Raw genomic sequence first — 23847 nt, forward strand, 5'->3', positions numbered from 1 at the left:
CTGAACCAAGTACTCAGCGCGTGCCCGGCTTCGCCGGCGCCCGTCGGCGATCCGCCGCCGGCTGATACGCCACGCGCGAGTGCTGGGCGCAGTAGGGCAGGCCGGAGAGCGCCTTGCCGCCGCAGAAGAAGAAATCCGGGCTTGAGGGATCGCCGACCGGCCAGTGGCAGGTGGCCTCGTTCAATTCGAGCAACGAGAGCCGCTGGCTCATCGGCACAACGTTGTCGTAGGTAACAGGTTCAGCCTCGACCTCGACCTCGAAAGCTTGCGCAAGCGCGGTGTTGCCGCGCGCCATGGGGCGGCTCACCCGCATCATGTGCTGCGCGGGACGCGCCTTGCGCGGCCGCGGAGCTGCTGATGAGGGGCTCTTGGCGCGGCCGGACAGGCCGAGCCTGTGCACCTTGCCGATTACGGCGTTGCGGGTCACGTTTCCAAGCTCAGCGGCGATCTGGCTGGCCGAAAGTCCGGCCTCCCAGAGCTTTTTCAGCTGCTCGACGCGATCATCTGACCAGGTCAAAACCGTCATTGCATCCTTTCCTTCGCCGGCGCCAGCCATCTGCGGGGCCTCACGACGAATGCCTAAGCTTCGAAAAACCCGTGCCGCCAGAATCCCTTAAGGCTCGCCGGGCGCACCAGATGCGCCCGAACGTTTACGCCGGTACATGAGGACTTTTGGGATCAGAACCGCTGCACGAGATGTCGTATCTGACAAGCCAAACGCTACAATATGCCGTGACTCACGCGCAAGAGTCCGCCGACTCGCGTCCACATGTTCCGTGGCGAAAATCCCGCAAAATCGCCACCGCAAGACTACGGATTCAGCGTTTCGCGAGGCTTTCCGGGCGGCATTGACACCCGTATTGCCAAGCATAAGATAGTCGCGCGTGCCGCCCTTAAAAGGCGGCACGTTTCGTTTTCCGGGCCAAATGACGCGCTGCGCCATGCGTGTTCAGGCCGTCCGAAACATCCTGATGACCACCAAAGAGATCGTCATGACCAACAGCGCCGCGCCGCATTTGCTCCCCGTTTTCGCCAGGGCCGATATCGGTTTTGAGCGCGGTGAAGGCGTCTGGTTGATCGCAACCAATGGCGATCGCTATCTCGATTTCACCTCGGGCGTTGCGGTCAATGCACTCGGCCATGCCCATCCGGCGCTGGTCAAGGCGCTGCAGGAGCAGGCCACGAAACTCTGGCACATGTCGAACCTGTTCCAGAGCCCTGACGGCGAGAAGCTCGCTGCGCGTCTTTGCAATGAGAGCTTTGCCGACTTCGTGTTCTTCTGTAATTCCGGCGCCGAGGCGCTGGAGGGCGTGATCAAGCTGGTCCGCCATCATCACTTCTCCAAGGGCCATCCGGAGCGCTATCGCATCATCACCTTCGAGGGCGCCTTCCACGGCCGCACGCTCGCGACGCTGGCCGCGACGGGATCGGCAAAATATCTCGAAGGCTTCGGTCCGCCGATGGACGGCTTCGACCAGGTCCCGCATGGCGACATCGAGGCCGTGAAGAAGGCGATCGGTCCACATACCGCCGGCATCCTGATCGAGCCGATCCAGGGCGAGGGCGGTGTGCGTCCGGCGACATCAGCCTTCCTCAAGGCGCTCCGCCAGCTCTGCGACGAGAAAGGCTTGCTGCTGGCCTTCGACGAGGTGCAGACCGGCATGGGCCGCACCGGCGATCTCTTCGCCCATCGCCGCACCGGCGTCACACCCGACGTGATGTCGCTGGCGAAAGCGCTCGGCGGCGGTTTTCCGATCGGTGCGATCCTGGCGACTGCAGATGCGGCCGCCGGCATGGGCCCCGGCTCGCACGGCTCGACCTTCGGCGGCAATCCGCTGGCGATCGCGGCCGCGAACGCCGTGCTCGACGTCATGCTCAAGCCCGGCTTCTTCGACCACGTGCAGAAGATGTCGCTGCTGCTCAAGCAGAAGCTCGCCTCCGTGATCGACCGTCACCCCGATATCGTCAGCGAAATCCGCGGCGAGGGGCTCTTGATCGGCATCAAGGCCGTGGTGCCATCGGGTGATCTGGTCGCAGCCTTGCGCAACGAGAAGCTGCTCACCGTCGGCGCCGGCGACAATGTCGTGCGCTTCCTGCCGCCCTTGATCGTCACCGAGGCGGAAATCGAGGACAGCATCGTCAGGCTCGAACGCGCCTGCACGGCGCTGTCAGGCAACAAGCGGGCGGCAAGCTGATGAGCAAGGCACCCAAGCACTTCCTCGATATCAACGAGCTGCCGCTGTCGGAGCTCAAGAGCATGCTCGCGGCCTCCTCCGCCATGAAGGCGAAGCAGAAGGCGCATCAGCCGGTGCGTCCGCTCGAGGGCAAGACGCTGGCCATGATCTTCGAGCGTCCGTCGACCCGCACGCGCGTCTCGTTCGACGTCGCCATGCGCCAGCTCGGCGGCGAGCCCATCATGCTCACCGGTGCCGAGATGCAGCTCGGCCGCGGCGAGACCATTGCCGATACCGCGCGCGTGCTGTCGCGCTATGTCGACGCCATCATGATCCGCATCCTCAACCATGAGGCGCTGCTGGAGCTCGCGGCGAATGCCACCGTTCCTGTGATCAATGGCCTGACGCGGCGTTCGCATCCGTGTCAGGTGATGGCCGACCTCATGACCTATGAGGAGCATCGCGGCCCGATCGAGGGCCGCACCGTGGCCTGGACCGGCGACGACAACAACGTGCTGGCGTCCTGGGCGCATGCCGCCGAACGCTTCAAGTTCAAGCTCAACGTCGCAACGCCGCCGGAGCTTGCCCCGAAGAAGGTGATGCGCGACTGGATCAAGGCGACGGACGCGCCGATCGTGCTCGGCACCGATCCCGAGGCCGCCGTGAAGGGCGCAGATTGCGTTGTCACCGACACCTGGGTGTCGATGGGCGACAAGGAGGGCGAGCACCGTCACAACGTGCTCAAGCCCTACCAGGTCAATGCCAAGCTGATGTCGCTGGCCAAACCCGATGCGCTGTTCATGCACTGCCTGCCCGCCCATCGCGGCGAGGAGGTGACCGACGAGGTGATCGACGGCCCGCAGTCAGTCGTGTTCGACGAGGCCGAAAACCGCCTGCACGCGCAGAAGGGCATTCTGGCCTGGTGTTTTGACGCGGTGAAGTAGGCTCACTTGTAGCCCGGATGGAGCGCAGCGAAATCCGGGGTTCTTAACGCGGAAAGGCTTCCCCGGATTGCGCTGCGCTCCATCCGGGCTACGCCGCCCGCCATTCTGAGCACGGAATGCGGGGGGCTTCCATTTCCGCCCTCCGACCCCAGATAAAGCGCCATGGTTTCCCAATCCCCCGACATGAAAACCAGGCCCGAAAGCCCGGTTCGCGCGCCTTCCGCAGTTCCCGTCGATGACGCCGTGCTGCCCTACGAGGTCGATGCGCTCGATGTGCGCGGCCGTCTGGTGCGGCTTGGCCCGGCGCTCGACGACATCCTGACCAAGCATGATTATCCCGCACCGGTCGGCAAGTTGCTCGGCGAAGCCATCGTGCTGACGACGCTGCTCGGCTCGGCGCTCAAATTCGAGGGCCGCTTCATCCTGCAGGCCCAGACCGACGGGCCGGTGTCGTTCCTGGTGGTCGACTATCAGGCGCCCGATCGCCTGCGCGCCTATGCGCGCTTCGATGCCGAGCGCCTCGGTGATGCCAAGAACGCTGGAATGAATTCCGGCACGCTGCTCGGCCGCGGTCATCTCGCCATGACCATCGACCAGGGGCCCGATATGAGCCGTTACCAGGGCCTGGTCGCGCTCGACGGCGGCAGCCTGGAAGACGCCGCCCACGAATATTTCCTGCGCTCCGAGCAGATCCCGACGCGCGTGCGCCTTGCGGTCGGCGAGGAGTGGCGCTCGAGCGACGGCGGCAAGCACCGCTGGCGCGCCGGCGGCATGCTGATGCAATTTTTGCCAAAGGCGCCGGAGCGCGCGCGGCAGGCCGATCTGCATCCCGGCGATGCGCCCGAGGGCCTTGAGGCTCACAGCGTCGCCGAAGACGATGCCTGGGTCGAGGCGCGCTCGCTGATCGAGACAGTCGAGGACGTCGAGTTGATCGATCCCGATCTCTCCGGTGAGCGGCTGCTCTACCGCCTCTTCCACGAGCGCGGCGTGCGCGTGTTCAACCCGCTGGTCCTGAAAGCGCAATGCTCCTGCTCGCGCAACGCGGTCGCGTCCATGCTGAAGAGCTTCTCGCCTGACGATCGCAGCGCCATGGTCAAGGACGACAAGGTCGTCGTGACCTGCGAGTTCTGTAGCTCGGTGTACGAATTCACGCCGGATGAAGCGGGCGTCGAGGACGCGTAGGCGCCAGCATTGTAGGGTGGATTAGCGAAGGGTAATCCACCTCTTTTGTCTCTGCGGAAACAGCCAGTGGTGGATTACGCCTTCGGCTAATCCACCCTACGGCACTCTCACCTACCGGCACGGTCACCCGCCTCTAATTCAACACCCGCTTGTTGTCAGGGCTGTCCAGCGAGAACGTCGGCACGTCGATCTCGAAGCGCTCGCCGGTTTCGCTGACCATCAGGTAGCGGCCGGTCATGAAGCCGGAGGCGGTGGAGAGTGGCACGCCCGAGGTGTATTCGAAGCGTTCGCCGGGGGCGAGCACGGGCTGCTCGCCGATCACGCCCTCGCCCTTGACCTCCTGCTGCCGCCCGGTGGCATCGGTGATGATCCAGTGCCGCGTCTTGAGCTGCACGGTCTCGTCGCCCGAATTGGTGATCACGATGGTGTAGGACCAAAAATACCGCGAGCGGTCGGCCGAGGACTGTTCCGGAACAAAGTTCGGCTCGACGGTCACTTCGATCTGGCGGGTCACGGCGCGGTACATGGCTGGCATCATAACGAAAACCCGGCCAGGAACCAAACGCCGCAGGCGGCCTTGGCGACATCGTCCCGCCCGAATTCACGAAGAAGTACACCCCAGATGTGATCCGGCCGCTTTGCGAGGCGGCGACCGGACCGGTACACTCCTGAAACGTCGCGATTTGCGGAAGGGTTTTTGGGCCCCCATGACCATTGCCGATCAAGTGACGGGATCGACGATCGCGGGAACCGCAGGCGCCAAGCCCGCGGAGGCCAAACCGGTCGACGCGAAGCCGCGCGTCGCCGCGCCGGCCATCACGCTGCCTGCCATCGGCGAGCGCGAGCTCAGGCTCGATCTGTTCCGCGGCCTCGCGCTGTGGCTGATCTTCATCGACCATCTGCCGCCCAATCTGCTGACCTGGTTCACGATACGCAATTACGGCTTCAGCGACGCCACCGAGATCTTCATCTTCATCTCGGGCTACACCGCAGCCTTCGTCTACGGCCGCGCGATGCTGGAGAGCGGTGTCGTCATCGCCACGGCGCGCGTCCTGCGGCGGGTCTGGCAAATCTATGTCGCCCACGTCTTCCTGTTCACGATCTTCCTCGCCGAAATCTCCTACGTCGCGACCAGCTTCGAGAACCCGCTCTACACCGAAGAGATGGGCATCATGGATTTTCTCAAGCAGCCCGACATCACCATCGTGCAGGCGCTTCTCTTGCGCTTCCGTCCCGTCAACATGGACGTGCTGCCGCTCTATATCGTCCTGATGCTCGCGCTGCCGTTGATCCTGTGGTCGATGAAATGGCGGCCCGATGTCACGCTCGCGCTCTCGGCGCTGCTTTACGCGGCGACCTGGCAGTTCGATCTGTACTTCTCCGCCTATCCGAACGGTTTCTGGGCGTTCAATCCCTTTGCCTGGCAGTTGCTGTTCGTGTTCGGCGCATGGTGCGCGCTCGGAGGTGCGCGACGCATGTCGCGCATTCTGGCTTCGCCCGTGACGCTGTGGATCTCGATCGCCTATCTCGTTGCGGCGTTCTACGTGACGCTGACCTGGTACGTCCCGCAGCTTTCGCACTTCATGCCGAAGCGGATCGAGCAGTGGATGTATCCGATCGACAAGACCGATCTCGACGTGCTGCGCTTCACGCATTTCCTGGCGCTGGCCGCGCTCACCGTGCGCTTCCTGCCGCGGGAATGGCCGGGCCTGAAATCGCAATGGTTGCGGCCGCTGATCGTGTGCGGCCAGCACTCGCTGGAGATCTTCTGTCTCGGCGTCTTCCTCGCCTTTGCCGGCCATTTCATCCTGGCCGAGGTCTCCGGTGGACCCGCCATGCATGCGCTGATTAGTCTCTCAGGAATTCTGGTCATGTGGGCGATGGCCTGGGTGATTTCGTGGTACAAGCGCGTAGCTGACAAGAGCGGTGCGAAAACCAAAAACGCCGTCGGCAACGCCGATCTGGCGGGAGGGGGCTGATGAAGGCGAAGGTTATCCTGAGCCTGATCCTGCTATGCGGGTACCTCACCGCGCCTTCGGCGCGCGCAGACGAGGCTGCGCCTGCGACGCCCGCGATCCCTGCAGCCTGTGAAGTGCCGCCTTATCTGCTCGCCACCGAGAGCCAGCTCCCCAAGGTCGCCGACGCCGTCAAGGCGGGCAAACCGCTTGAGATCCTCGTGGTCGGAAGCCGGTCGACGACGATCCCATTTTCGGAAAGCAGCTCCTATCCGGCACGGATGGAGGCGGTCTTGAAAGAGAAACTGCCCCCTTCGGAGACCGTGCACGTATCCGTAGAACTACAGAGCAAGAAGACGGCGGAGGAGACCGCCGGAACCTTCGTTAAGCTGATGGAAGCAAAAACACCTACTTTGGTCATCTGGCAGACCGGGACGGTGGATGCTATCCGATCGATCGATCCCGATGACTTTCGCGGCGCCGTGACCGATGGGGTCGCTGCGCTGCAACATGCAGGGGCCGACGTCGTCTTGATGAATTTGCAATACAGCCCGCGCACCGAATCCATGATCTCGGCACCGCCTTATCTCGACAATATGCGGGTGGTGGCGCAGGAGCATGATATTCCGCTGTTCGATCGTTTCGCGATCATGCGGCAGTGGAATGATCAGGGGCAGTTCGACCTGTTCAGCGCCTCGCGCGGCCCTGAGCTGGCGAAGCAGGTCCATGATTGCCTTGGCCGGGCGTTGGCGCAGTTCGTGATCGATGCTGCCCATCTGGGGCCGACCGAGCAGCAGAATTGAGGTCTAGCGTTAATGAGTTCTTTCCGCCCTTTTGGCCTGTCGACATGGTTGTCCGCGCCCGCAGTGGCGACGCTGCTGATGCTGATGCCTGTGCTGCAGGCACCTGCCCGAGCTCAGGCCGCCCAGGCGACTGCCGCGCCGCAGCAGGCCGCTAACCCAGCGCCCACCCCGTCGTCGCAGACCACGGTTGCGACGACGGCCCAGCAGCCCACCGATCAGCGCGGCCTCACCTCGCGCGCCATCGACAAGGTGAAGCAGGTCGCAAAATCCGCCGGCGATATTTTCAGCCGCGTCCCCTGCCTGCCGCCGAAGGGCGGCGCCAAGACGATGGGCTCGCTGCCGCATGTCGCGGGCAAGCTCGTCGCGGGCCAACCCGTCGTCATCGTCGCGTTCGGCTCGTCGTCGACGGCGGGCTATGGCGCGAGCTCGCCCGACTTCAACTATCCGAACCGTCTCGCTGCGCAGCTGCGCCGGCAATATCCGACCGCTGACATCACCGTCATCAATGCCGGCGTCGGCGGCGAGGACGCGCCCGAGATGATGAAGCGCCTCCAGAAGGAGGTGATCGACGTGCATCCGGATCTCGTGATCTGGCAGGTCGGCACCAACGCCGTGCTGCGCAATCTCGATCCCGGCGACACCGCCAAGATGGTCGAGGACGGCATCACTCGCATCCAGGCTGCGGGCAATTCCGATATCGTGCTGGTCGACCCGCAGTATTCGCCCAGGGTCACCGAGCGTCCCGAGAGCGCAAGCAAGATGGTGAAGCTGCTCGGCAAGGTCGCCGAGCTTCGTCACGTCGGCATCTTCCCGCGCTTCGAGGTGATGCGCGACTGGCACGAGAAGCAGGCGCTTCCGGTCGAGAGTTTCGTCATCGCCGACGGCCTGCACATGAACGATTGGGGCTATGCCTGCTTCGCCCAGCTGCTCGGCGACGACATCATCCACTCGGTCGGCCAGATCAAGATCGGGGTGAACGTGCCCGCGGACGTGCGGACCTACCGGCCGATGTAACTCCGCTGCCGTAGGGTGGGTCAGGCGAAGCCGTAACCCACCATGCTTCCGCGAATGCCGAACGAGGTTGGTGGGTTACGCCGCGCGGTTTGCGCTTCGCGCAATCCGCGGGGCTGACCCACCCTACGATTTCGCGATCACCTCACGCCTTCTCCAGCGCCGCGGTCAGATCCTCGATCAGATCATCCGCATGCTCGAGCCCGGCCGAGAAGCGGATGAATCCCTCGCTGATGCCGAGCGCGGCACGATCTTCCGGCTTCAGCCGCTGATGTGTCGTCGTCGCCGGATGCGTGACGAGGCTCTTGGCATCGCCGAGATTGTTCGAGATCTTCGCGAGCTTGAGCTCGTTGAGCACGCGGAATGCAGCCGCCTTGCCGCCCTTGACCTCGAAGCCGACCAGCGTCGAGCCGCCGCGCATCTGCTTCTTCACCAGAGCCGCCTGCGGATGGTCCTCGCGGCCGGGATAGACCAGCCGCGCGATCTTGGGATGGCTCGCCAGCACATCGGCGATGCGCGCTGCCGTATCGGTCTGCGCGCGCACGCGCACACCTAGCGTCTCCAGGCCCTTGAGCAGCACCCAGGCGTTGAAGGGCGAGATCGACGGGCCGGTCTGGCGCATGAAATTGTGGATGTGCTCGGCGATGAAGGCTTCCGAGGACAGGATGATGCCGCCAAGGCACCGGCCCTGGCCGTCGATGTGCTTGGTCGCGGAGTAGACGACGACGTCGGCGCCTAACGCGAGCGGGCTCTGCCAGATCGGCGTCGCGAACACGTTGTCGACCACGAGCCGCGCGCCGCCCTTGTGGGCGATCTCGGCGATCGAGGGAATGTCGAGCACGTCGAGCGTCGGATTGGTCGGGCTCTCCAGGAAGAACGTCTTGGTGTTCGGCTTCACCGCGCGCTGCCATTGGTCGAGATTGGCGCCATCGACCAGCGTGGTCTCTATGCCGTAGCGAGGAAGCAGATCCTGAATGACGTAGAGGCACGAGCCGAACAGCGCGCGCGAGGCCACGACATGGTCGCCGGCCTTGAGCGGCGCGAGGATCGCCGTCGTCACCGCGGCCATGCCTGTCGCCGCCGAGCGTGCCGCTTCGGCGCCTTCGAGCTCGATCATACGGCGCTCGAACATCGCGATCGTCGGATTCGAGTAACGCGAATAGATGAAGCCGGGGTCCTCGCCCTTGAACCGCGCCTCGCACTCCTCGGCGCTGTTGTAGACATAGCCCTGGGTCAAAAACAGCGCCTCCGACGTCTCGCCATATTGCGAGCGCAGGGTGCCGGAATGGACCAGGCGGGTTTCGGGGCGGTAAGAGGCAGGCGACTTCGACATAGGACCCTCCGATATGACCGTCTTGTCGAGACGGTCATAAAAAAACCGGCCTGGATATCTCCACGGGCCGGGATCACAGAGGTCCCCGGCCTGTTTAGCGACTTATTTAACGTGGCTGCAAGCCGGCCGGCTCAAATCACCACGGGATAAGTGATGCTCATATTCCGCAATGCCCTTTCCGTCAAGGCGTCCATCGGATAGCCGTAAAAGGCTCGTATATCCCGCAAGTCCGGATGTACGCGACCCCAGACGAGGACCCCCGGTTGACGTTCACGGTTGCCGCCGACGCCAATGGTATCCTGCCCGACCGCATGATCGCGGCGATGGCGGAAGCGGGCCTCATCCTGCCCGCCTATGATTTCGTCGAAAGCCAGATTCAGCCGGCGAGCCTCGATTTGCGTCTCGGCGATATCGCCTATCGCGTCCGCGCCAGTTTCCTGCCCGGTCCCGGCGCCACCGTCGCCGAGCGCATCGACCAGTTGAAGCTGCACGAGTTCAGCCTCTCCGACGGTGCAGTGCTGGAAACCAACTGCGTCTATATCGTGCCGCTGCTGGAGAGCCTGGCGCTACCGCCGGAGATCGTCGCGGCGGCCAATCCGAAAAGCTCGACCGGCCGGCTCGACGTCTTCACCCGCGTGATCGCCGACGGCACGCGCCGCTTCGATATGATCGGCGCCGGCTATCACGGCCCGCTCTATGCCGAGATCAGCCCGAAGACGTTTCCGGTGCTGGTCCGCGAAGGCTCGCGCCTAAGCCAAGTGCGCTTCCGCACTGGTGACGCCATCCTCAATGCCGATGCGCTCGATGCGCTCCATGCCACTGAACGCCTCGTCGACATCGACGATGCCGACCTCACCGGCGGCGTCGCCGTCTCGGTCGATCTCTCCGGGGAGAAGGGCAATGGCTTCGTCGGCTATCGCGCCAAGCGCCACACCGGCGTGGTGGATGTCGATCGTCGCTCCGGCTATGCGGTGGAAGATTTCTGGGAGCCGATCTCGGCCCGTCCCGACGGCAGCCTGATCCTCGATCCCGGCGAGTTCTACATCCTCGCCTCCAAGGAAGCCGTGCAAGTGCCGCCCGATTACGCGGCGGAGATGGTGCCGTTCGATCCGCTGGTCGGCGAATTCCGCGTGCACTATGCCGGCTTCTTCGATCCAGGCTTCGGCTATGCCGGTGCCGGCGGGCTAGGAGCGCGCGCCGTGCTGGAAGTGCGCTCGCGCGAGGTTCCGTTCATCCTCGAGCACGGCCAGATCGTCGGCCGCCTCGTCTACGAGAAGATGCTGTCCCGCCCCGACGCCATGTACGGCCAGCGCATCGGCTCCAACTACCAGGCGCAGGGGTTGAAGCTGAGCAAGCATTTCCGGGTGTAGCTGCTAGCCTCATACCCCGCTGTCATTCCCCGCGCAGGCGGGGAATCCAGTACGCCGCGGCTTCTCGATTCAATCACATCAGTCTCTGGAATACTGGATTGCCCGGTCTTCGCCGGGCGATGACAGCGAATGTGTGGTTGGTTGCGCCGCTCCATCTGCGATGACACACTCGATCAAAACCACGATCGGGAGCGAAGCATGACCGCCGCAGACGCCGCGCAAGCAGCGCAATGGAAGCGCTGGCGTGCGGTCGCCGATCTCTATCACGCCTACTTCACCGGCCTCATCCTCACCGTGGTCACGCGTCGCGGCACGGCCGACGCCGCCGAATTCGTCTTCCGCGTGTTCCGTCGCCAGCAGCAGGAGCGCTTCCTGCCCGGGCTGAAGAAGCTCGGGATCGATCATCTGCCGCCGGCGGTGGCGGCGGCACAATATCACTATCTCTCCAACTGGATCGGCGGCGTGCATGTCGAATACATGTATGAGAGCGACACCAAGGCCTGGATCCGCTATCCGCCGCCGCGCTGGATCTGGAAAGGCGCGGCAATCTGCGGCGTGCCGGGCGAGGTGAGCCGCGCGATGCTGCGCGGCTGGCACGCCAACAACGGCGTCGCACTCGGCGATCTCAGGCTGGGCTTCGTCTGCACCAAACAGAGCGTCGACGGCCAGGACGGGCTCGAAGGCTACTACCATCAATACGACCATCCGCTCGAACCGGATCAACGCCTCGTCTACGCGCGGCATCTGGAGGCCCCGCTGTTCGATGCGAAGACCGCGCCGGCGCTCCCCCTCGCGAGCTGGCCAAGGCCGCGGCTGGAAAAGGCCTATCGCAACTACGCCATGGAATATGTGCGCACCGCCGCGCCGGTGATGGTGCAACTATTCGGGCCGGAAGATGCCGGCTATCTCCTGCGCATCACCGGTAAGCTGATCGGCATGCAGTTTTTCGACGAGATCGCGGCGCCGCTGGCGATGCGCCGCGGCGGCGCGAGCGCGTTCGCGTCCTTCCTGAGCGCGCTGTTCGCCGCGCAGGACGATGCGGCCGAGACCACGCAATCCGAAGCCACATTCGAAATCCGCCAGCAGAGCTGGAAGCTGATGGACGGTGTCACTGATTATCACGGCGCCTGCGCCAAGGTGCTGGAGGGATTGCTCGAGGGACTCGCCGCCGGATGCGGCCGGCACATCGGCGTACACCTGCGCCCCAGCGCTGGCGGCCGCCCGCCGCTGGTCTGGACGATCGGTTAATTCCGCCGCTTGAAATGCGCTGCCGCAGGGCACGCCTGCACCTGACGCAGGAGGAATCGGCAACCAGCGTGCTAACAAGTGCGCAGCCGCGCCTTTCGCGCGAGCGAATGATTGATGCACCTAAGCATTGCCAGGCCGCGAATGGCGCATTTGTCCGGGAGAGGAAATGACTGAGGTCGCCGAGATCCCGGTCGATGAGCAGGAACGTCCGCGACCGTCGCCCGCGCGCCCGATACGGGGCGCGCTGACCGACGGGCCGATCCTGCGCACGCTGCTCTCCCTCGCCTGGCCGAACGTTGTCGCGCTGTCCGCCGGCACCTGCACGGTGATCGCCGAGACCTCCTATATCGGCCGGCTCGGCGTCGAGGCGCTGGCCGCGATGGCGCTGGTGTTTCCGACAGTGATCCTGACCATGACCATGTCGGGCGGCGCCATGGGCGGCGCCGTGGCCTCCGCCATCGCACGCGCGCTCGGCGCCGGCGACCGCGAGCGTGCCGGGACGCTGGCTGCGCATGCGCTGCTGATCGGCATCACCTTCGGCCTCGTCTTCATGCTCGGCATGCTGATCTTCGGCCCTCAGGTGCTGACGATGCTCGGCGGCCGCGGCAATGTGCTGACGCATGCGATCGCCTACACCCAGGTGTTCTTCGGCGGTGCCGTGCTGCCCTGGCTGCTCAACACCATGGCGGGCGTGCTGCGCGGCACCGGCAATATGCGTTTGCCGTCGTTTCTCATCCTCAACTCTGCGGTCTGGCAGATCGTGCTCGGCGGCACGCTGGGCCTCGGGCTCGGACCGTTTCCGCAACTCGGCATGCGCGGCGTCGCCGCCGGCGCGCTGATCGCCTACTCCATGAATATCTGCGTGATGGGCTGGTACCTGTTCTCCGGCCGCGCTCGCGTCGTTCCAAAACTCCGCGGCTTGCGCATCCAATGGGTGATGTTCTTCGACATCCTCAAGGTCGGCGCCATCGCCTGCTTCTCGCCGCTGCAATCGGTGCTGACGATCTCGATCTTCACCCACATGCTGGCCAAATTCGGCACCGCGATCCTCGCCGGCTACGGCATCGGCGCGCGGCTCGAATTCCTGCTGACCTCGATCGCGTTCTCGTTCGGTATCGCCTGCGTGCCCATGGTCGGAATGGCGATCGGGGCGGGCCGCATCGCGCGGGCGCGCCGCATCGCCTGGACCGCCGGTGCCGCCGCCTTCGTGGCCGTCGGCGCGCCAGCATGCCTCGTTGCGATCTTCCCCGATCTCTGGGTCAACATCTTCACCGATAGCGCGGCCGTGCGCGCGGCGAGCCATCAATATCTCTCGACGGTCGGGCCGTTCTACGCGTTCTTCGGCCTTGCAACGACGATGTATTTCTCCTCGCAAGGTGCAGCCAAGGTGATCGGTCCTGTGCTGGCGCAGACCGCCCGGCTGATCTACATCGCGAGCATCGGCTGGTGGCTGTCGACGCATGACGCTACCGCGCAAAGCTTATTCTGGCTCGCCGCGAGCTCGATGGTTGTGCTCGGCGTGCTCTCGTGCTCCAGCGTGGTGCTGACGCGCTGGGGGCCGCGAGACGCGAAACTCGCCGTCGCGCCTGTGCTGTCGGTTGCTGACTAACGATGCCTGTGGCGGCGGTGGCCGCCGCCGACATTGGCGAGCCGCATCAGTTGCGGGATCATCGCCATCATGTCGCCGGCGCCGGCGCCGCCGAGCATGCCCATGATATCGCCGCCGCCCATGCCGCCCATCGGTGCATAGCCGGCGCCGTAATTGGGTGCGCCGAAGCCGCCGCCGAGATTGCCGCCGGCGAGGCCGCCCATGCCGCCGCCCATCATTCCGCCAAGGCCACCGCCACCGTTCTCCATCATGCGGCTCATCATCGGGCCCATGGTCTGCATCAGCATGGCGAAGCGGCGCTTGCCCATCTTCGCCTTCATCATCTCCAGCATCGGCGCCATCTGGGTCATCATGTCCCCGCCACCGGCACCGCCGAGGCCTGCGAATTGCGCCTTCGCCGGCGCGCTCGAAATCGAAAACAGCAGCAGCACGGCAGCTGCCTGGCAGATCACCTTGTCCGCACCTCTCATGGCATGCTCCTCGCGTGCGTGGCGCCGCCGGGAGAGCGAGGCCGTCAGGACGCACGCAGCCATGGTTACGGCCGATGAGGGGCGGGCTCTGTGAGAAGGATCACGCTGCACGCGCATGATCCGGAAAAGTGTGCAGCGGTTTTCCCGCGCGACAAACGCGGAACGCGTTTGCGCGGAGATCATGCGTAAATAAAAACTACGGGAAGGCCTTGTGCATGGCGGCGACAGCCAGCTTGGTCTGCTCCTGCACGTAAGCTGCAAGCTCGTTCGGCAGCATGTCGATGGTCCAGATCAGGCGGCAGCTTGCCTCGCCGTCGGCGATCACCTGCACCGAGGCGCTGTAATGCTTCAGCCGCTCGCTGCTGATCGCGTACACCAGCCGCTGCCTGATATCGTCGCGATCGACCAGCACTTCGCGCGCAACCGAGCCGTTGGCGAAGGTGACAATGCGCGTATCGCCGTCGAGCTGGCATGCGGTGACGAAGCCCGGCACCAGCCGCTGAGGCAGCGCGCCGAAATCGCGCACCGCGTCCCAGACGTCGCGGGCCGGGGCGGGGAGGGAGACGTCGTTGTGGATGGAGGCCATGGGAGTTTCCATTTCGTTGGAGTCATTCCGGGGCGCGCAGAGCGCGAACCCGGAATCTCGAGATTCCGGGTCTGGTGCTACGCACCATCCCGGAATGACCGCGTTCGTGGCGCGTCTCGTCGCATCTCACGTACAAACCGCCTCGACATTATTGCCATCGGGATCGATCAAGAACGCAGCGTAATAGGTCGGGCTGTAATCCTTGCGCGAGCCCGCGCCGCCATTGTCACGGCCGCCGCTTTTCAGCCCTTCACGGTGAAACGCCTTCACGGCGTCATGGTCGTTGGCGCGAAACGCGATATGCGCGCCGTCGGCCTTGCGGCCCTTGTTCAGGTGCAGCCACAGCGCCGGCTCGCCCTTCGGCCCGAAGCCGGCATAGCCGTCGCCGCTCGAGCACAGCACGTAACCGAGCGGCGCCAGTGCCGCGGTGTAGAACCGCGTGGCGGCGTCGAGGTCGGCAACGCGCAATCCGATATGGTCGTACATGATCATCTCCATCGCAAAGCGCGCTGCCCGTGGCGCGCACCGGAGACGAGCCTATTCAGTTGAGGGTAAGCCGCTCTTGGAGAATCTTGCGCATCCCCTTCGAAGCCTGGCGGAACCTGGTCGGCGACAGGCCGGCGGCGCGGTGAAAGGTGCGGACGAAGTTGGAGAGGTCGCCGAAGCCGACGTCATAGGCGATGTCCGTGACGGCAATGTCATCGTCCGCGAGCAGGCGCGCCGCGTGCCGCAGCCGCGAGCGCACCAGATATTGATGCGGGGTCACGCCGAGCACGGTGGAGAACAGCCTCAGGAAATGGAACGGGCTCAAGTCCGCCAGGCGCGCGGCCTGTTCCAGATCGATCGCGGCATGCGAATTGGCGTCGATCCACAACGCGGCCTCGACCGCACGGCGGCGGTCGCGCGCCGTCGGCGTGACCCGCTTGCGCGGCTTGCCGGAGACGACATCGACAAAGCGGCCGGCGAGAATCTGGCCGACCTCGTCGAGGCCCAAATCGCTGTTGCCATCTGCCGCCGTCTGGGCCAGCTCGCCCAGCACCATCAGCTCGGGCAGCGGCGGTGTCGCGCCGACCTGCCAGGTCTCGCGCCGCCCGCCGAGGGCATCGACGAGATTCTCGCTGAAGAAGAAACCGAGGCAGACGTCGCCGCAGACATGTTCATGCGTGCAGGTGTATTCCTCGCCGGGCGCGCCGACCAACAGCGAGCCCGCCACCAGCTCGAAGAAGCCCGCGCGGCAATGGCAGCCAAAGCTGCCCGCGCGGACATAGGCGATGGAATGACCGGTACGGCACTCTGCAAACGGCGTGTCGCCGGGTCCCGCGTCGCAGCGAAACTCGCAGACGGTCATCGACTGAGACGTCAGCAGCGTGGTCGCATCCATGCCAGCTATCTAGGCATGATCCGGAAAAGTGTAAGCGGTTTTCCGACAAGATCATGCCCAGAAAAATAAGCTAAGGTGCGATCTGGATCGCGCCTTAGCTGGGTGAACGTGGCGGGGCAACGGGCAGCAGCACCTCGAACAGCGTCTTGCTGGCGATCGGGTGCGCGCCTTCGAGCGCCAGCAGGCGCCGCTTGGAGATCACCCCGCCATAAGGCGAAATCCGGTCGGCATAGCCGCCCGTTTCCAGCACCCGGTGGCAAGGCACGATGATCATGTAGGGATTTTTGGCGATCGCCTGAGCCACCGAATGCGCCGCGCCGGAGGCGCCCAGCGCCTTGGCGATCTCGTGATAGGTGCGCGTCTCCCCCGGCGGGATGGTGCAGGTGTATTCGTAGACCCGCCGGTTGAAGGCCGGCACGCCGCCGGCATCTAAGCTGACGTCGGAAAAATCGGGGTCGCTGCCCTGCAGCAGGCCCACGATACCCTCGATGGCGAGCTCGGTGTTAACAGGCGCGATCTGCTCGCGCGCTTCAGGGTGGACCTGGAAAATCCGGCGGCGGGTGTCGATCTCCCGTGCCTCGGGCAATTGCACGGCGACCACGCCGGTGCTGCTCCAGATGATGCCGCAGCGCCCGATCGCCGTGTCGAATATTGTGTAGGCACGCCCCACCATGCACACGCCCCACCCAGTGCACGCTGCTCCCCCGATACGGCCATCATAACACTGCCACAATTCGGCGCACCTGGAATCTTGCCAGGACATTAACAACTGTCCGGCCTGACGCGCCAAACCGCTTGGCGCCGGACACTGTCTCGGCTAATCAGGATGGGCGCCGGACACGCGCATCGGCGGGCGTAGTTCAATGGTAGAACGGCAGCTTCCCAAGCTGCATACGAGGGTTCGATTCCCTTCGCCCGCTCCATCAAGCCTCCTCAGCCCGGCAGGCCGCGCAAAAACTCCACGATGGCGGCGTTCACTTCGGCGGGCCGCTCCTGCTGCGTCCAGTGTCCGCAGCCCGGCAGCATCTTGATCTCGCGCAGCTCTGGCACCCATTGCTTCATGTTGGCGAGATGCTCGGCCGCCCCGGGGAAGGCGATCACCATGTCGAGGTCGCCGGCGATGAACAGCGTGGGCACCGTGACCTTCACGCCCTCGAACGCGCCCATCAGCTCCCAGTTGCGGTCGATGTTGCGGTAGTAGTTGAGCGGCCCGCGAAAACCGCTGCCGGCGAATTCGGCGGCGTAATAGTCGAGGTCGGCGGCGCTCAGCCATGACGGCACCGGCACCGGCACTTTCGGCAGCATGCCGTCCTTGCGCGAGACCATGCCGACTCCTTTTGACGTCTGTCCGCTCGCGGCCGCCATGGCGCGAATGGCGGTGACGCCCTCGCCAGAGCCGCCGAACAGCATCGCCGCAAGCGTCTTGCGCGTATCAGCCTCGAACTCCGCTTCGGCGACGCCGGGCTGCTGAAAGTAGAGTTGATAGAACTGGGCTTCCTCGGTCTGCGGCATCACGCTGGTCGGGCGCACCTCGCTGCGCGGGCGATACGGCACGCTGAGAATGGCCGCGGCGCGAAAGCGGTCGGGGCGCAGCCGCGCCGCGTGCCAGGCGATCCCGGCGCCCCAGTCATGGCCGACGATGATGGCGCTCTTTGCCGCGAACGCATCGAGCACGCCGACGAGATCGCCGATCATGTGGAAGATCGAGTACTGGTCGATCGCCTCGGGCTTGTCGCTCTTGCCGTAGCCGCGCATGTCGGGCGCGACGGCGTGGTAGCCGGCCGCCGCCAGCGCCTCGAGCTGGTGGCGCCACGAGTACCAGCTTTCCGGAAAGCCGTGGCAGAGCAGCACCAGCGGACCCTCGCCCTGTTCGGCGATGTTGAGGTTGATGCCGTTGGCCTTGATGATCCGCTGCGTCGGTCCGCTCATGTCATCGCCTCCCCGCTGCATGGTTGTTGGTGCATCCTAAACGTTACTGCCCAGCGCGCAAAGATTCCAATATATTAGCCTCTCGCTCGCGGCACGCCCCGCTCCTCCGCTCTAAGCTCTCCCCAGTCCGGCGGATGCGGTCCCTGTGCCGGGGCGATGTTCGGATCGGAGGGCCATGGACCAGCAAAAACTCGATCGCGCGATCGGTCGCCGCTTGAAGACTCTGAGGATGCAGGCAGGGATGACGTTGAACGAGCTCGCCAGCCGATCCGGCGTCAGCCGGGCCATGATCGGGCGGGTGGAGCGGGCGCAGAGCAGCGCGACGGCGGCGCTGCTCAACAAGCTCTGCGCGGCGCTCGACGTCTCGCTCAGCGACGTCGTTGCGCTCTCGGAGAAGCCGCCGGAGCGGCTGACGCGCCTCGCCGACCAGCCGCAATGGCGCGATCCCGATAGCGGCTACCGGCGCCGACATGCCTCGCCGGTCGATGCGGCGAGCGGCATCGAGATCATCGTCGTCGACATGCCGGCCGGCGCGCGGGTGCCCTACAGCCCCTGGGGCCGCAACGCCTTCACCCAGCAGCTCTTGATGCTGGAGGGCGCGGTCTGCGTGCATATCGACGCCAAGACGGTGCGCCTGCGCGAAGGCGACTGCCTCGACTTCGACGTCATGCGCGCGGTGACCTTCGAGAACGAAACCAAGCAGGATGCCCGCTACGTCATCATCACCAGGCGCGGCACATCTTACGGGAAAATGTGATGCCGCTGATCATACGGGACGCCACGCTGGAGGATGCCGCGGATATCCTCGTCATCTATAATTTCGCCGCGATCAACACCACGGCGGTCTGGACCGACGGGCCGGCCGATCTCTCTTCGCGGCGCGAATGGATCCGCGCAAGGCAGCAGGCGGGCTATCCCGTGCTGGTCGCGATGAAGGGCAGGGATGTCGTCGGTTTCGCCTCGTTCGGCGATTTCCGTCCGTTCCCCGGCTATCGCCATACGGTCGAGAATTCGGTCTATGTCGACGAGCGCCATCATCGCGCCGGCATCGGCCGCAGCCTGCTGGCCGCGCTGATCGAGCGCGCTACGGCGATGAACAAGCATGCCATGATCGCCGGAATCGAGGCCCTCAATGCCGGCTCGATCGGCCTGCACGCCTCGCTCGGCTTTGTCGAGGTGGCCCGCATGCCGGAGGTCGGCTGCAAGTTCGGCCGCTGGCTCGATCTCGTCTTCATGCAGAAGACGCTTGCAACTGACGTGAGGCCATGACGATGCAGATCCGTACCGGCGATACTTTTGACCCGCGCGTGGTCGCATTGCTCGACTATCACGTCACGGCGGCGCGGGCGCAGACCGCGCCGGGCAGCGCTCACGCGCTCGATCTCGCCGGCCTTCGTGCCAGCGACGTCGCGTTCTGGACCGGGTGGGACGGCGAGACGCTGGTCGCGACCGGTGCGCTGAAGACGCTCTCGGCCGAGCACGGCGAGGTGAAGTCGATGCATACGCTGCAGAGCACGCGGCGCCGCGGCTTTGGCGGGGAGATGCTCCGCCACATCATTGCCGAGGCGCGCAGGCGCGGTATGAGGCGGCTGAGCCTGGAGACCGGCTCCTGGGACTATTTCAAGCCGGCGCACGCGCTCTACCGGGCCCACGGCTTCGTGCCTTGCGCCCCGTTCGAGGGCTATGTCGAGGACCCCAACAGTCTCTTCCTCGCGCTTGATCTCGTCGCATAGAGCCTTCTCAAGCGAAGTGGATAACGGTTGGCGCAATAAGGCGCGTCAAAACAAAGGGCTAGGCGAAGTCCTGCGCAACCGGCGCTCGAAAATGGCGTCCTGCCCCTCAAAATGAGTTGCGCACCTCAAAACGCCTCTGCTAGCCTTCAGCCATGGCCGAAGAGACCGCATCCGCCGCGCTGACGCTGAAGGACATCGCCCGCGAGGCCGGTGTCAGCCTTGCGACCGTCGACCGCGTCTTGCACAACCGTCCGGGCGTGCGGCCGGACACGGTCCGGCGCGTCCAGGAGATCATCGCGCGCAATGCCTTCCAGCCCCATGTGGCCGCGGCCGAGCTCGCCCGGGGCCGTGCCCGCCGGTTTGCCTTCGTGATGCCTGTCGGGGCCAACCCGTTCATGCTGCAGATCAAGGCCTATCTGGGCGAGATGTCGGCGTGGCTCTCTGCCCGCCGCCTCGCCGTTGAGATGGTCATCACCGATGTATTCGACCCGTCGGTGCTGGCGGCCTCGCTGGAGGAGCTTGCCGGCAGCGAGTATGACGGCGTCGCGGTCGTCGCGCTCGACCATCCGAGCGTGCGCGCCGCCATCAATGATCTCGTCGACCGTGGCATCAAGGTCGTGACCCTGGTGTCCGACGTGCCGTCGTCGCGCCGCCACCACTATGTCGGCATCGACAATATCGCCGCGGGCCGCACCGCGGGTGCGCTGGTCGGGAGGCTGGTCGGCCAAAGATCCGGCAAGATCGCCATCATCGCGGGCTCGCAGGGCCTGCGCGACCATGCGGAGCGCATTTTCGGCTTCAATCAGGTGATGGCGTCGGAGTTTTCGCACCTCGACATCCTGCCCCTGCTCGAGGGGCGCGACGAGGACGACCGCTCTCAGCAGCTGATCTCGCGGCTGCTCGGCAAGCACCCAGATATCATCGGCCTCTACAATGTCGGCGCCGGCACGCAGGGCGTGGCCACCGCTCTGACCGAGGCAGGTCGCGACAAGCAGATTGTCTTTATCGCTCACGACCTCACGGCGATGACACGCAGATTGTTGCTGCAGGGCACGCTGGATGTCGCGATCTCGCAGAATCCGGGGCACGAGGCGCGCGCCGCCGTGCGCGTGCTGCTGTCGCTGGCGCGGAACGAGCCGATCTTGAGTGAACAGGAGAAGATTCGCATCGACATCCTGATGCGGGACAATCTGCCGTAACCGAAAGGGCGCGGCGGTCGTGTGTTGAAATGAGTGATTGCGGCAAGCGCGACGTCAGATCGCGCACCGCGGCAGCGTGATTCGGAAAGCAATCGTTGTCCGGACGGAGCACGCTCAAAACGAAGAGGGAGGACGCGTTTGTTTATCGGATTGGACATCGGTACGTCCGGTGTGAAAGCGGTGCTTGTGAACGAGGCCGGCGCGGTTGTCGCGACGGCCGCGCGCGAGCTTGCGCTGTCGCATCCACAGCCGCTGTGGTCCGAGCAGGATCCGGATTCCTGGGTCGAGGCCGCCATCGGCGCCGTCGACGATCTTGCCGCTGCTCGTCCCGTTGATGTCGCCGCCGTGCGCGGCATCGGCCTGTCAGGCCAGATGCATGGCGCCACGCTGCTTGACACCGATGGACGCCCGCTGCGGCCGGCGATCCTCTGGAACGATGGCCGTTCGCATGCTGAATGCGTCGAGCTCGAGCGCCGCTGCCCCTCGCTGCACGCCATCGCCGGAAATCTGGCGATGCCCGGCTTCACCGCGCCAAAGCTGCTCTGGGTCGCGCGGCACGAGCCGCAGGTCTTCAAGCGCGTTGCCAAGGTGCTGCTGCCAAAGGCCTATGTCCGCTACCGCCTGACCGGCGAGATGGTCGAGGACATGTCGGATGCATCAGGCACGCTCTGGCTCGATGTCGGCCAGCGCCGCTGGTCGGCGGAGCTGCTGCAGGCCACCGGGCTCGATCTGCACCACATGCCGCGCCTGGTCGAGGGCAGCGAGGCGAGCGCAACGCTCGCGGGCGGGTTCGCGCAGCGCTGGGGCATGGCAAAGAATGTCGTCGTTGCCGGCGGCGCCGGCGACAATGCAGCAAGTGCGATCGGGCTCGGGGCGATCGCACCGGGCGATGCCTTCCTGTCGCTCGGAACCTCCGGCGTCATCTTCCGCGTCACCGACAAATTTGCGCCGGCGCCGGCCCTCGCCGTGCACGCCTTCTGTCATGCGCTGCCCGACCTCTGGCACCAGATGGGCGTGATGCTCTCGGCCGCCGCTTCGCTGGCCTGGCTCTCCGGCGTGATGGCGACACCGACAGCCTCGTTGCTCGCGCCGCTCGGCGACAGCGTGGCCGGACCAGGCCCGGTGAAGTTTCTGCCCTATCTCGATGGCGAGCGCACGCCGCACAATGATGCGGCCGCGGCCGGCGCTTTCATCGGTCTGCGCGGCGCCACCGGGCGCGACGCAATCGTGCAGGCGGTGCTCGAAGGCGTCGCCTTTGCCGCGCGCGACAATCTTGCCGCGCTCGGCAGTGCCAGCTCGGCGATCTCTGAAGTTGATCTCGTCGGCGGCGGCTCCCGCTCGGCGCTGTGGGCGCAGATCTGCGCCGACGTGCTCGGCATTGCCGTGCATCGCGTCGAGGAGGGCGAGGTCGGCGCCGCGCTCGGCGCTGCCCGGCTCGGCCGGCTCGCCGCTACGGGCGAAAATCCCGCGCAGGTCTGCACGCCTCCGCGGCGCCTTGCGACATTCACGCCCAACCCGTCGCGCGCTGCGGCCTATGACGAGGCCTATCAGCAGTGGCGCAAGCTCTACCCCGCGCTGAAGGAGTTTTCACTGTGAACGCGTTACCAAAATTCTTCGGCGCAGCCGACCCGGTCGCCTATGGCGGCAAGGACGCCAAGAACCCGCTTGCCTTCCGCTGGTATGACAAGGACCGCATCGTCCGCGGCAAGCGGCTCGAGGATCATCTGCGCTTTGCGGTCTGCTATTGGCACTCGTTCTGCTGGCCCGGCGGCGATCCCTTCGGCGGCGAGACCTTCCTGCGTCCATGGCATCACGGCTCCGACGCCATGGCGATGGCGCGCGCCAAGGCCGACATCGCCTTCGAGCTGTTCCGACTGCTCGACGTGCCCTTCTTCACGTTCCACGACGTCGATGCCGCGCCCGAAGGCGCGACGCTTGCCGAATCCGTCGCCAACCTCAATGCGATCGGCGATATTTTCGAGAAGAAGATGGCCTCGGCCAAGGTGCGGCTGCTGTGGGGCACCGCGAACCTGTTCACGCATCGCCGCTACATGGCGGGCGCGGCGACCAATCCCGATCCTGACGTCTTCACCTATGCCGCCGGCCAGGTCCGCGCCGCGCTGGAGGTGACGAACCGGCTCGGCGGGCAGAACTACGTGTTGTGGGGCGGCCGCGAAGGTTACGAGACCTTGCTCAACACCGATCTCAAGCGCGAGCTCGACCAGCTGGGCCGCTTCGTCTCGCTCGTCGTCGAGCACAAGCACAAGATCGGCTTCAAGGGCCCCCTTCTGATCGAGCCCAAGCCGAAGGAGCCGACCAAGCATCAATATGATTTCGACGTCGCCACCTGCTACGGCTTCCTGCAGCGCTATGACCTGCTCAAGGACGTCAAGCTCAACATCGAGCAGAACCACGCCATCCTCGCCGGCCATTCCTTCCAGCACGAGGTGGCCCTGGCCCAGGCGCTCGGCGTGTTCGGCTCGCTCGACATCAACAGGGGCGATGATCTGCTCGGCTGGGACACCGACCAGTTCGCCATGAACGTGCCGGAGCTGGCGCTGGTGTTCCACGACATGATCAAAGGCGGCGGCTTCACCACCGGCGGTCTCAATTTCGATGCAAAGATCAGGCGTCAATCGATCGACCCTGATGATCTCATCCACGCCCATGTCGGCTCGATGGACGCCTGCGCACGGGCGCTGCTCGCGGCAGTCGACATGCTCGACGCCGAGGCGCTCACCGGGCCGCTCGCCGAGCGTTATGCGGGATGGACCGATAGCGAAGGGCAGGCGATCATGGCAGGCAAGCGATCCCTGGCCGATCTCTCTGACCGCGCGCTTGCCCCCGGCTTCGATCCGCAGCCGCGGTCGGGCCGTCAGGAATATCTCGAATCTCTCGTCAACCGGTACGTCTGAGCGAG

At 65.2% G+C, this 23847-nt stretch carries 24 protein-coding genes, 1 tRNA gene and 1 riboswitch; of the genes, 16 read left to right on the top strand and 9 right to left on the bottom strand.

Translation table 11 applies throughout. The features are described from left to right. Positions 1-13 precede the first annotated feature (13 nt). Complete coding sequence (locus HYH07_RS20045) at positions 14-526, bottom strand: GcrA family cell cycle regulator (protein WP_212240674.1); 513 nt, start codon at positions 524-526, stop codon at positions 14-16. Positions 527-992: 466 nt separating this feature from the next. On the opposite strand from HYH07_RS20045, the gene HYH07_RS20050 reads away from it, so the two are divergent. The 3 genes from HYH07_RS20050 to HYH07_RS20060 all read left to right on the top strand — a co-directional run bounded on the left by HYH07_RS20050 (position 993) and on the right by HYH07_RS20060 (position 4300). Then, a complete protein-coding gene (locus tag HYH07_RS20050) occupies positions 993-2195 on the top strand; it encodes an aspartate aminotransferase family protein (RefSeq protein WP_220004177.1) in 1203 nt (400 codons plus the stop codon). Further along, entirely contained in the window at positions 2195-3118 is a 924-nt protein-coding gene (gene argF / locus HYH07_RS20055; protein WP_220004113.1) for an ornithine carbamoyltransferase, read from the top strand. Before HYH07_RS20050 ends, argF begins: the two co-directional genes overlap by 1 nt. 162 nt (positions 3119-3280) lie before the next feature. After that, entirely contained in the window at positions 3281-4300 is a 1020-nt protein-coding gene (locus HYH07_RS20060; protein ID WP_220004114.1) for an Hsp33 family molecular chaperone, read from the top strand. Positions 4301-4433: 133 nt separating this feature from the next. On the opposite strand, the gene apaG is transcribed toward HYH07_RS20060, so the two are convergent. Continuing rightward, the gene (gene apaG, locus HYH07_RS20065; protein WP_057745205.1) at positions 4434-4826 is read right to left on the bottom strand and encodes a Co2+/Mg2+ efflux protein ApaG; all 393 of its coding nucleotides are present in this window, start codon (positions 4824-4826) and stop codon (positions 4434-4436) included. A gap of 181 nt (positions 4827-5007) precedes the next feature. Between apaG and HYH07_RS20070 the strand changes: the two genes are divergently transcribed. From HYH07_RS20070 to HYH07_RS20080, 3 genes are read left to right on the top strand one after another with little or no spacing between them, the layout of a single operon-like run. Beyond that, positions 5008-6279 (top strand): OpgC domain-containing protein, encoded by a 1272-nt coding sequence (locus HYH07_RS20070; RefSeq protein ID WP_220004115.1) that lies wholly within the window; start codon positions 5008-5010, stop codon positions 6277-6279. Further along, complete coding sequence (locus HYH07_RS20075; RefSeq protein WP_220004116.1) at positions 6279-7058, top strand: SGNH/GDSL hydrolase family protein; 780 nt, start codon at positions 6279-6281, stop codon at positions 7056-7058. The genes HYH07_RS20070 and HYH07_RS20075 overlap by 1 nt, the downstream gene beginning before the upstream one ends. A 12-nt stretch (positions 7059-7070) precedes the next feature. Continuing rightward, positions 7071-8072 carry an SGNH/GDSL hydrolase family protein gene (locus tag HYH07_RS20080; protein ID WP_220004117.1) on the top strand — a complete coding sequence of 334 codons (1002 nt, stop codon included), beginning with the start codon at positions 7071-7073 and terminating at the stop codon, positions 8070-8072. Between the two features lie 142 nt (positions 8073-8214). Here HYH07_RS20080 and HYH07_RS20085 read toward each other — a convergent pair whose 3' ends face one another. Beyond that, the gene (locus HYH07_RS20085) at positions 8215-9402 is read right to left on the bottom strand and encodes an O-succinylhomoserine sulfhydrylase (protein ID WP_057745218.1); all 1188 of its coding nucleotides are present in this window, start codon (positions 9400-9402) and stop codon (positions 8215-8217) included. 73 nt (positions 9403-9475) lie between these two features. Then, positions 9476-9555, bottom strand: a riboswitch (SAM riboswitch). Between the two features lie 80 nt (positions 9556-9635). Here HYH07_RS20085 and HYH07_RS20090 point away from each other — a divergent pair. From HYH07_RS20090 to HYH07_RS20100, 3 genes are all read left to right on the top strand, one after another. Beyond that, positions 9636-10772 (top strand): 2'-deoxycytidine 5'-triphosphate deaminase, encoded by a 1137-nt coding sequence (locus HYH07_RS20090; RefSeq protein WP_409363902.1) that lies wholly within the window; start codon positions 9636-9638, stop codon positions 10770-10772. A 198-nt stretch (positions 10773-10970) separates the two neighbouring features. Beyond that, positions 10971-12020, top strand: a complete 1050-nt coding sequence (locus tag HYH07_RS20095; protein WP_220004119.1) for a hypothetical protein — start codon at positions 10971-10973, stop codon at positions 12018-12020. A gap of 166 nt (positions 12021-12186) precedes the next feature. Continuing rightward, on the top strand, positions 12187-13629 hold the full coding sequence (locus tag HYH07_RS20100) for an MATE family efflux transporter (RefSeq protein WP_220004120.1): 1443 nt from the start codon (positions 12187-12189) through the stop codon (positions 13627-13629). Here HYH07_RS20100 and HYH07_RS20105 read toward each other — a convergent pair. The 5 genes from HYH07_RS20105 to HYH07_RS20125 all read right to left on the bottom strand — a co-directional run bounded on the left by HYH07_RS20105 (position 13626) and on the right by HYH07_RS20125 (position 16739). Continuing rightward, complete coding sequence (locus HYH07_RS20105; protein ID WP_220004121.1) at positions 13626-14099, bottom strand: hypothetical protein; 474 nt, start codon at positions 14097-14099, stop codon at positions 13626-13628. The genes HYH07_RS20100 and HYH07_RS20105 overlap by 4 nt on opposite strands. A 196-nt stretch (positions 14100-14295) precedes the next feature. Then, the gene (locus HYH07_RS20110) at positions 14296-14685 is read right to left on the bottom strand and encodes an SRPBCC family protein (RefSeq protein ID WP_220004122.1); all 390 of its coding nucleotides are present in this window, start codon (positions 14683-14685) and stop codon (positions 14296-14298) included. 126 nt (positions 14686-14811) lie between these two features. Further along, the gene (locus HYH07_RS20115; protein WP_220004123.1) at positions 14812-15171 is read right to left on the bottom strand and encodes a VOC family protein; all 360 of its coding nucleotides are present in this window, start codon (positions 15169-15171) and stop codon (positions 14812-14814) included. A gap of 55 nt (positions 15172-15226) precedes the next feature. Then, positions 15227-16066, bottom strand: a complete 840-nt coding sequence (locus HYH07_RS20120; protein WP_220004124.1) for a helix-turn-helix transcriptional regulator — start codon at positions 16064-16066, stop codon at positions 15227-15229. 94 nt (positions 16067-16160) lie between these two features. After that, positions 16161-16739, bottom strand: a complete 579-nt coding sequence (locus HYH07_RS20125) for a methylated-DNA--[protein]-cysteine S-methyltransferase (RefSeq protein ID WP_220004125.1) — start codon at positions 16737-16739, stop codon at positions 16161-16163. Positions 16740-16915: 176 nt separating this feature from the next. Here HYH07_RS20125 and HYH07_RS20130 point away from each other — a divergent pair. Beyond that, positions 16916-16989 (top strand) — tRNA-Gly (locus HYH07_RS20130). Positions 16990-16999: 10 nt separating this feature from the next. Here HYH07_RS20130 and HYH07_RS20135 read toward each other — a convergent pair. Then, on the bottom strand, positions 17000-17995 hold the full coding sequence (locus HYH07_RS20135; protein ID WP_220004126.1) for an alpha/beta fold hydrolase: 996 nt from the start codon (positions 17993-17995) through the stop codon (positions 17000-17002). A gap of 175 nt (positions 17996-18170) precedes the next feature. Between HYH07_RS20135 and HYH07_RS20140 the strand changes: the two genes are divergently transcribed. The 6 genes from HYH07_RS20140 (at position 18171) to xylA (ending at position 23842) form a co-directional block, all read left to right on the top strand. Next, on the top strand, positions 18171-18752 hold the full coding sequence (locus HYH07_RS20140; protein ID WP_220004127.1) for a helix-turn-helix domain-containing protein: 582 nt from the start codon (positions 18171-18173) through the stop codon (positions 18750-18752). Further along, positions 18752-19264 (top strand): GNAT family N-acetyltransferase, encoded by a 513-nt coding sequence (locus tag HYH07_RS20145; RefSeq protein WP_220004128.1) that lies wholly within the window; start codon positions 18752-18754, stop codon positions 19262-19264. The genes HYH07_RS20140 and HYH07_RS20145 overlap by 1 nt, the downstream gene beginning before the upstream one ends. 2 nt (positions 19265-19266) lie before the next feature. Then, entirely contained in the window at positions 19267-19728 is a 462-nt protein-coding gene (locus tag HYH07_RS20150) for a GNAT family N-acetyltransferase (protein WP_220004178.1), read from the top strand. Positions 19729-19880: 152 nt separating this feature from the next. After that, entirely contained in the window at positions 19881-20927 is a 1047-nt protein-coding gene (locus tag HYH07_RS20155) for a LacI family DNA-binding transcriptional regulator (protein WP_220004129.1), read from the top strand. Between the two features lie 138 nt (positions 20928-21065). After that, entirely contained in the window at positions 21066-22523 is a 1458-nt protein-coding gene (gene xylB, locus HYH07_RS20160; protein ID WP_220004130.1) for a xylulokinase, read from the top strand. Beyond that, positions 22520-23842: a xylose isomerase gene (gene xylA, locus HYH07_RS20165; protein WP_220004131.1), complete on the top strand. Its 1323-nt coding sequence runs from the start codon at positions 22520-22522 to the stop codon at positions 23840-23842. The genes xylB and xylA overlap by 4 nt, the downstream gene beginning before the upstream one ends. Positions 23843-23847: the final 5 nt, after the last annotated feature.

The sequence above is a fragment of the Bradyrhizobium sp. BR 10261 genome (genome assembly GCF_019455395.1).
In the GTDB taxonomy this organism is placed as follows: domain Bacteria; phylum Pseudomonadota; class Alphaproteobacteria; order Rhizobiales; family Xanthobacteraceae; genus Bradyrhizobium; species Bradyrhizobium manausense.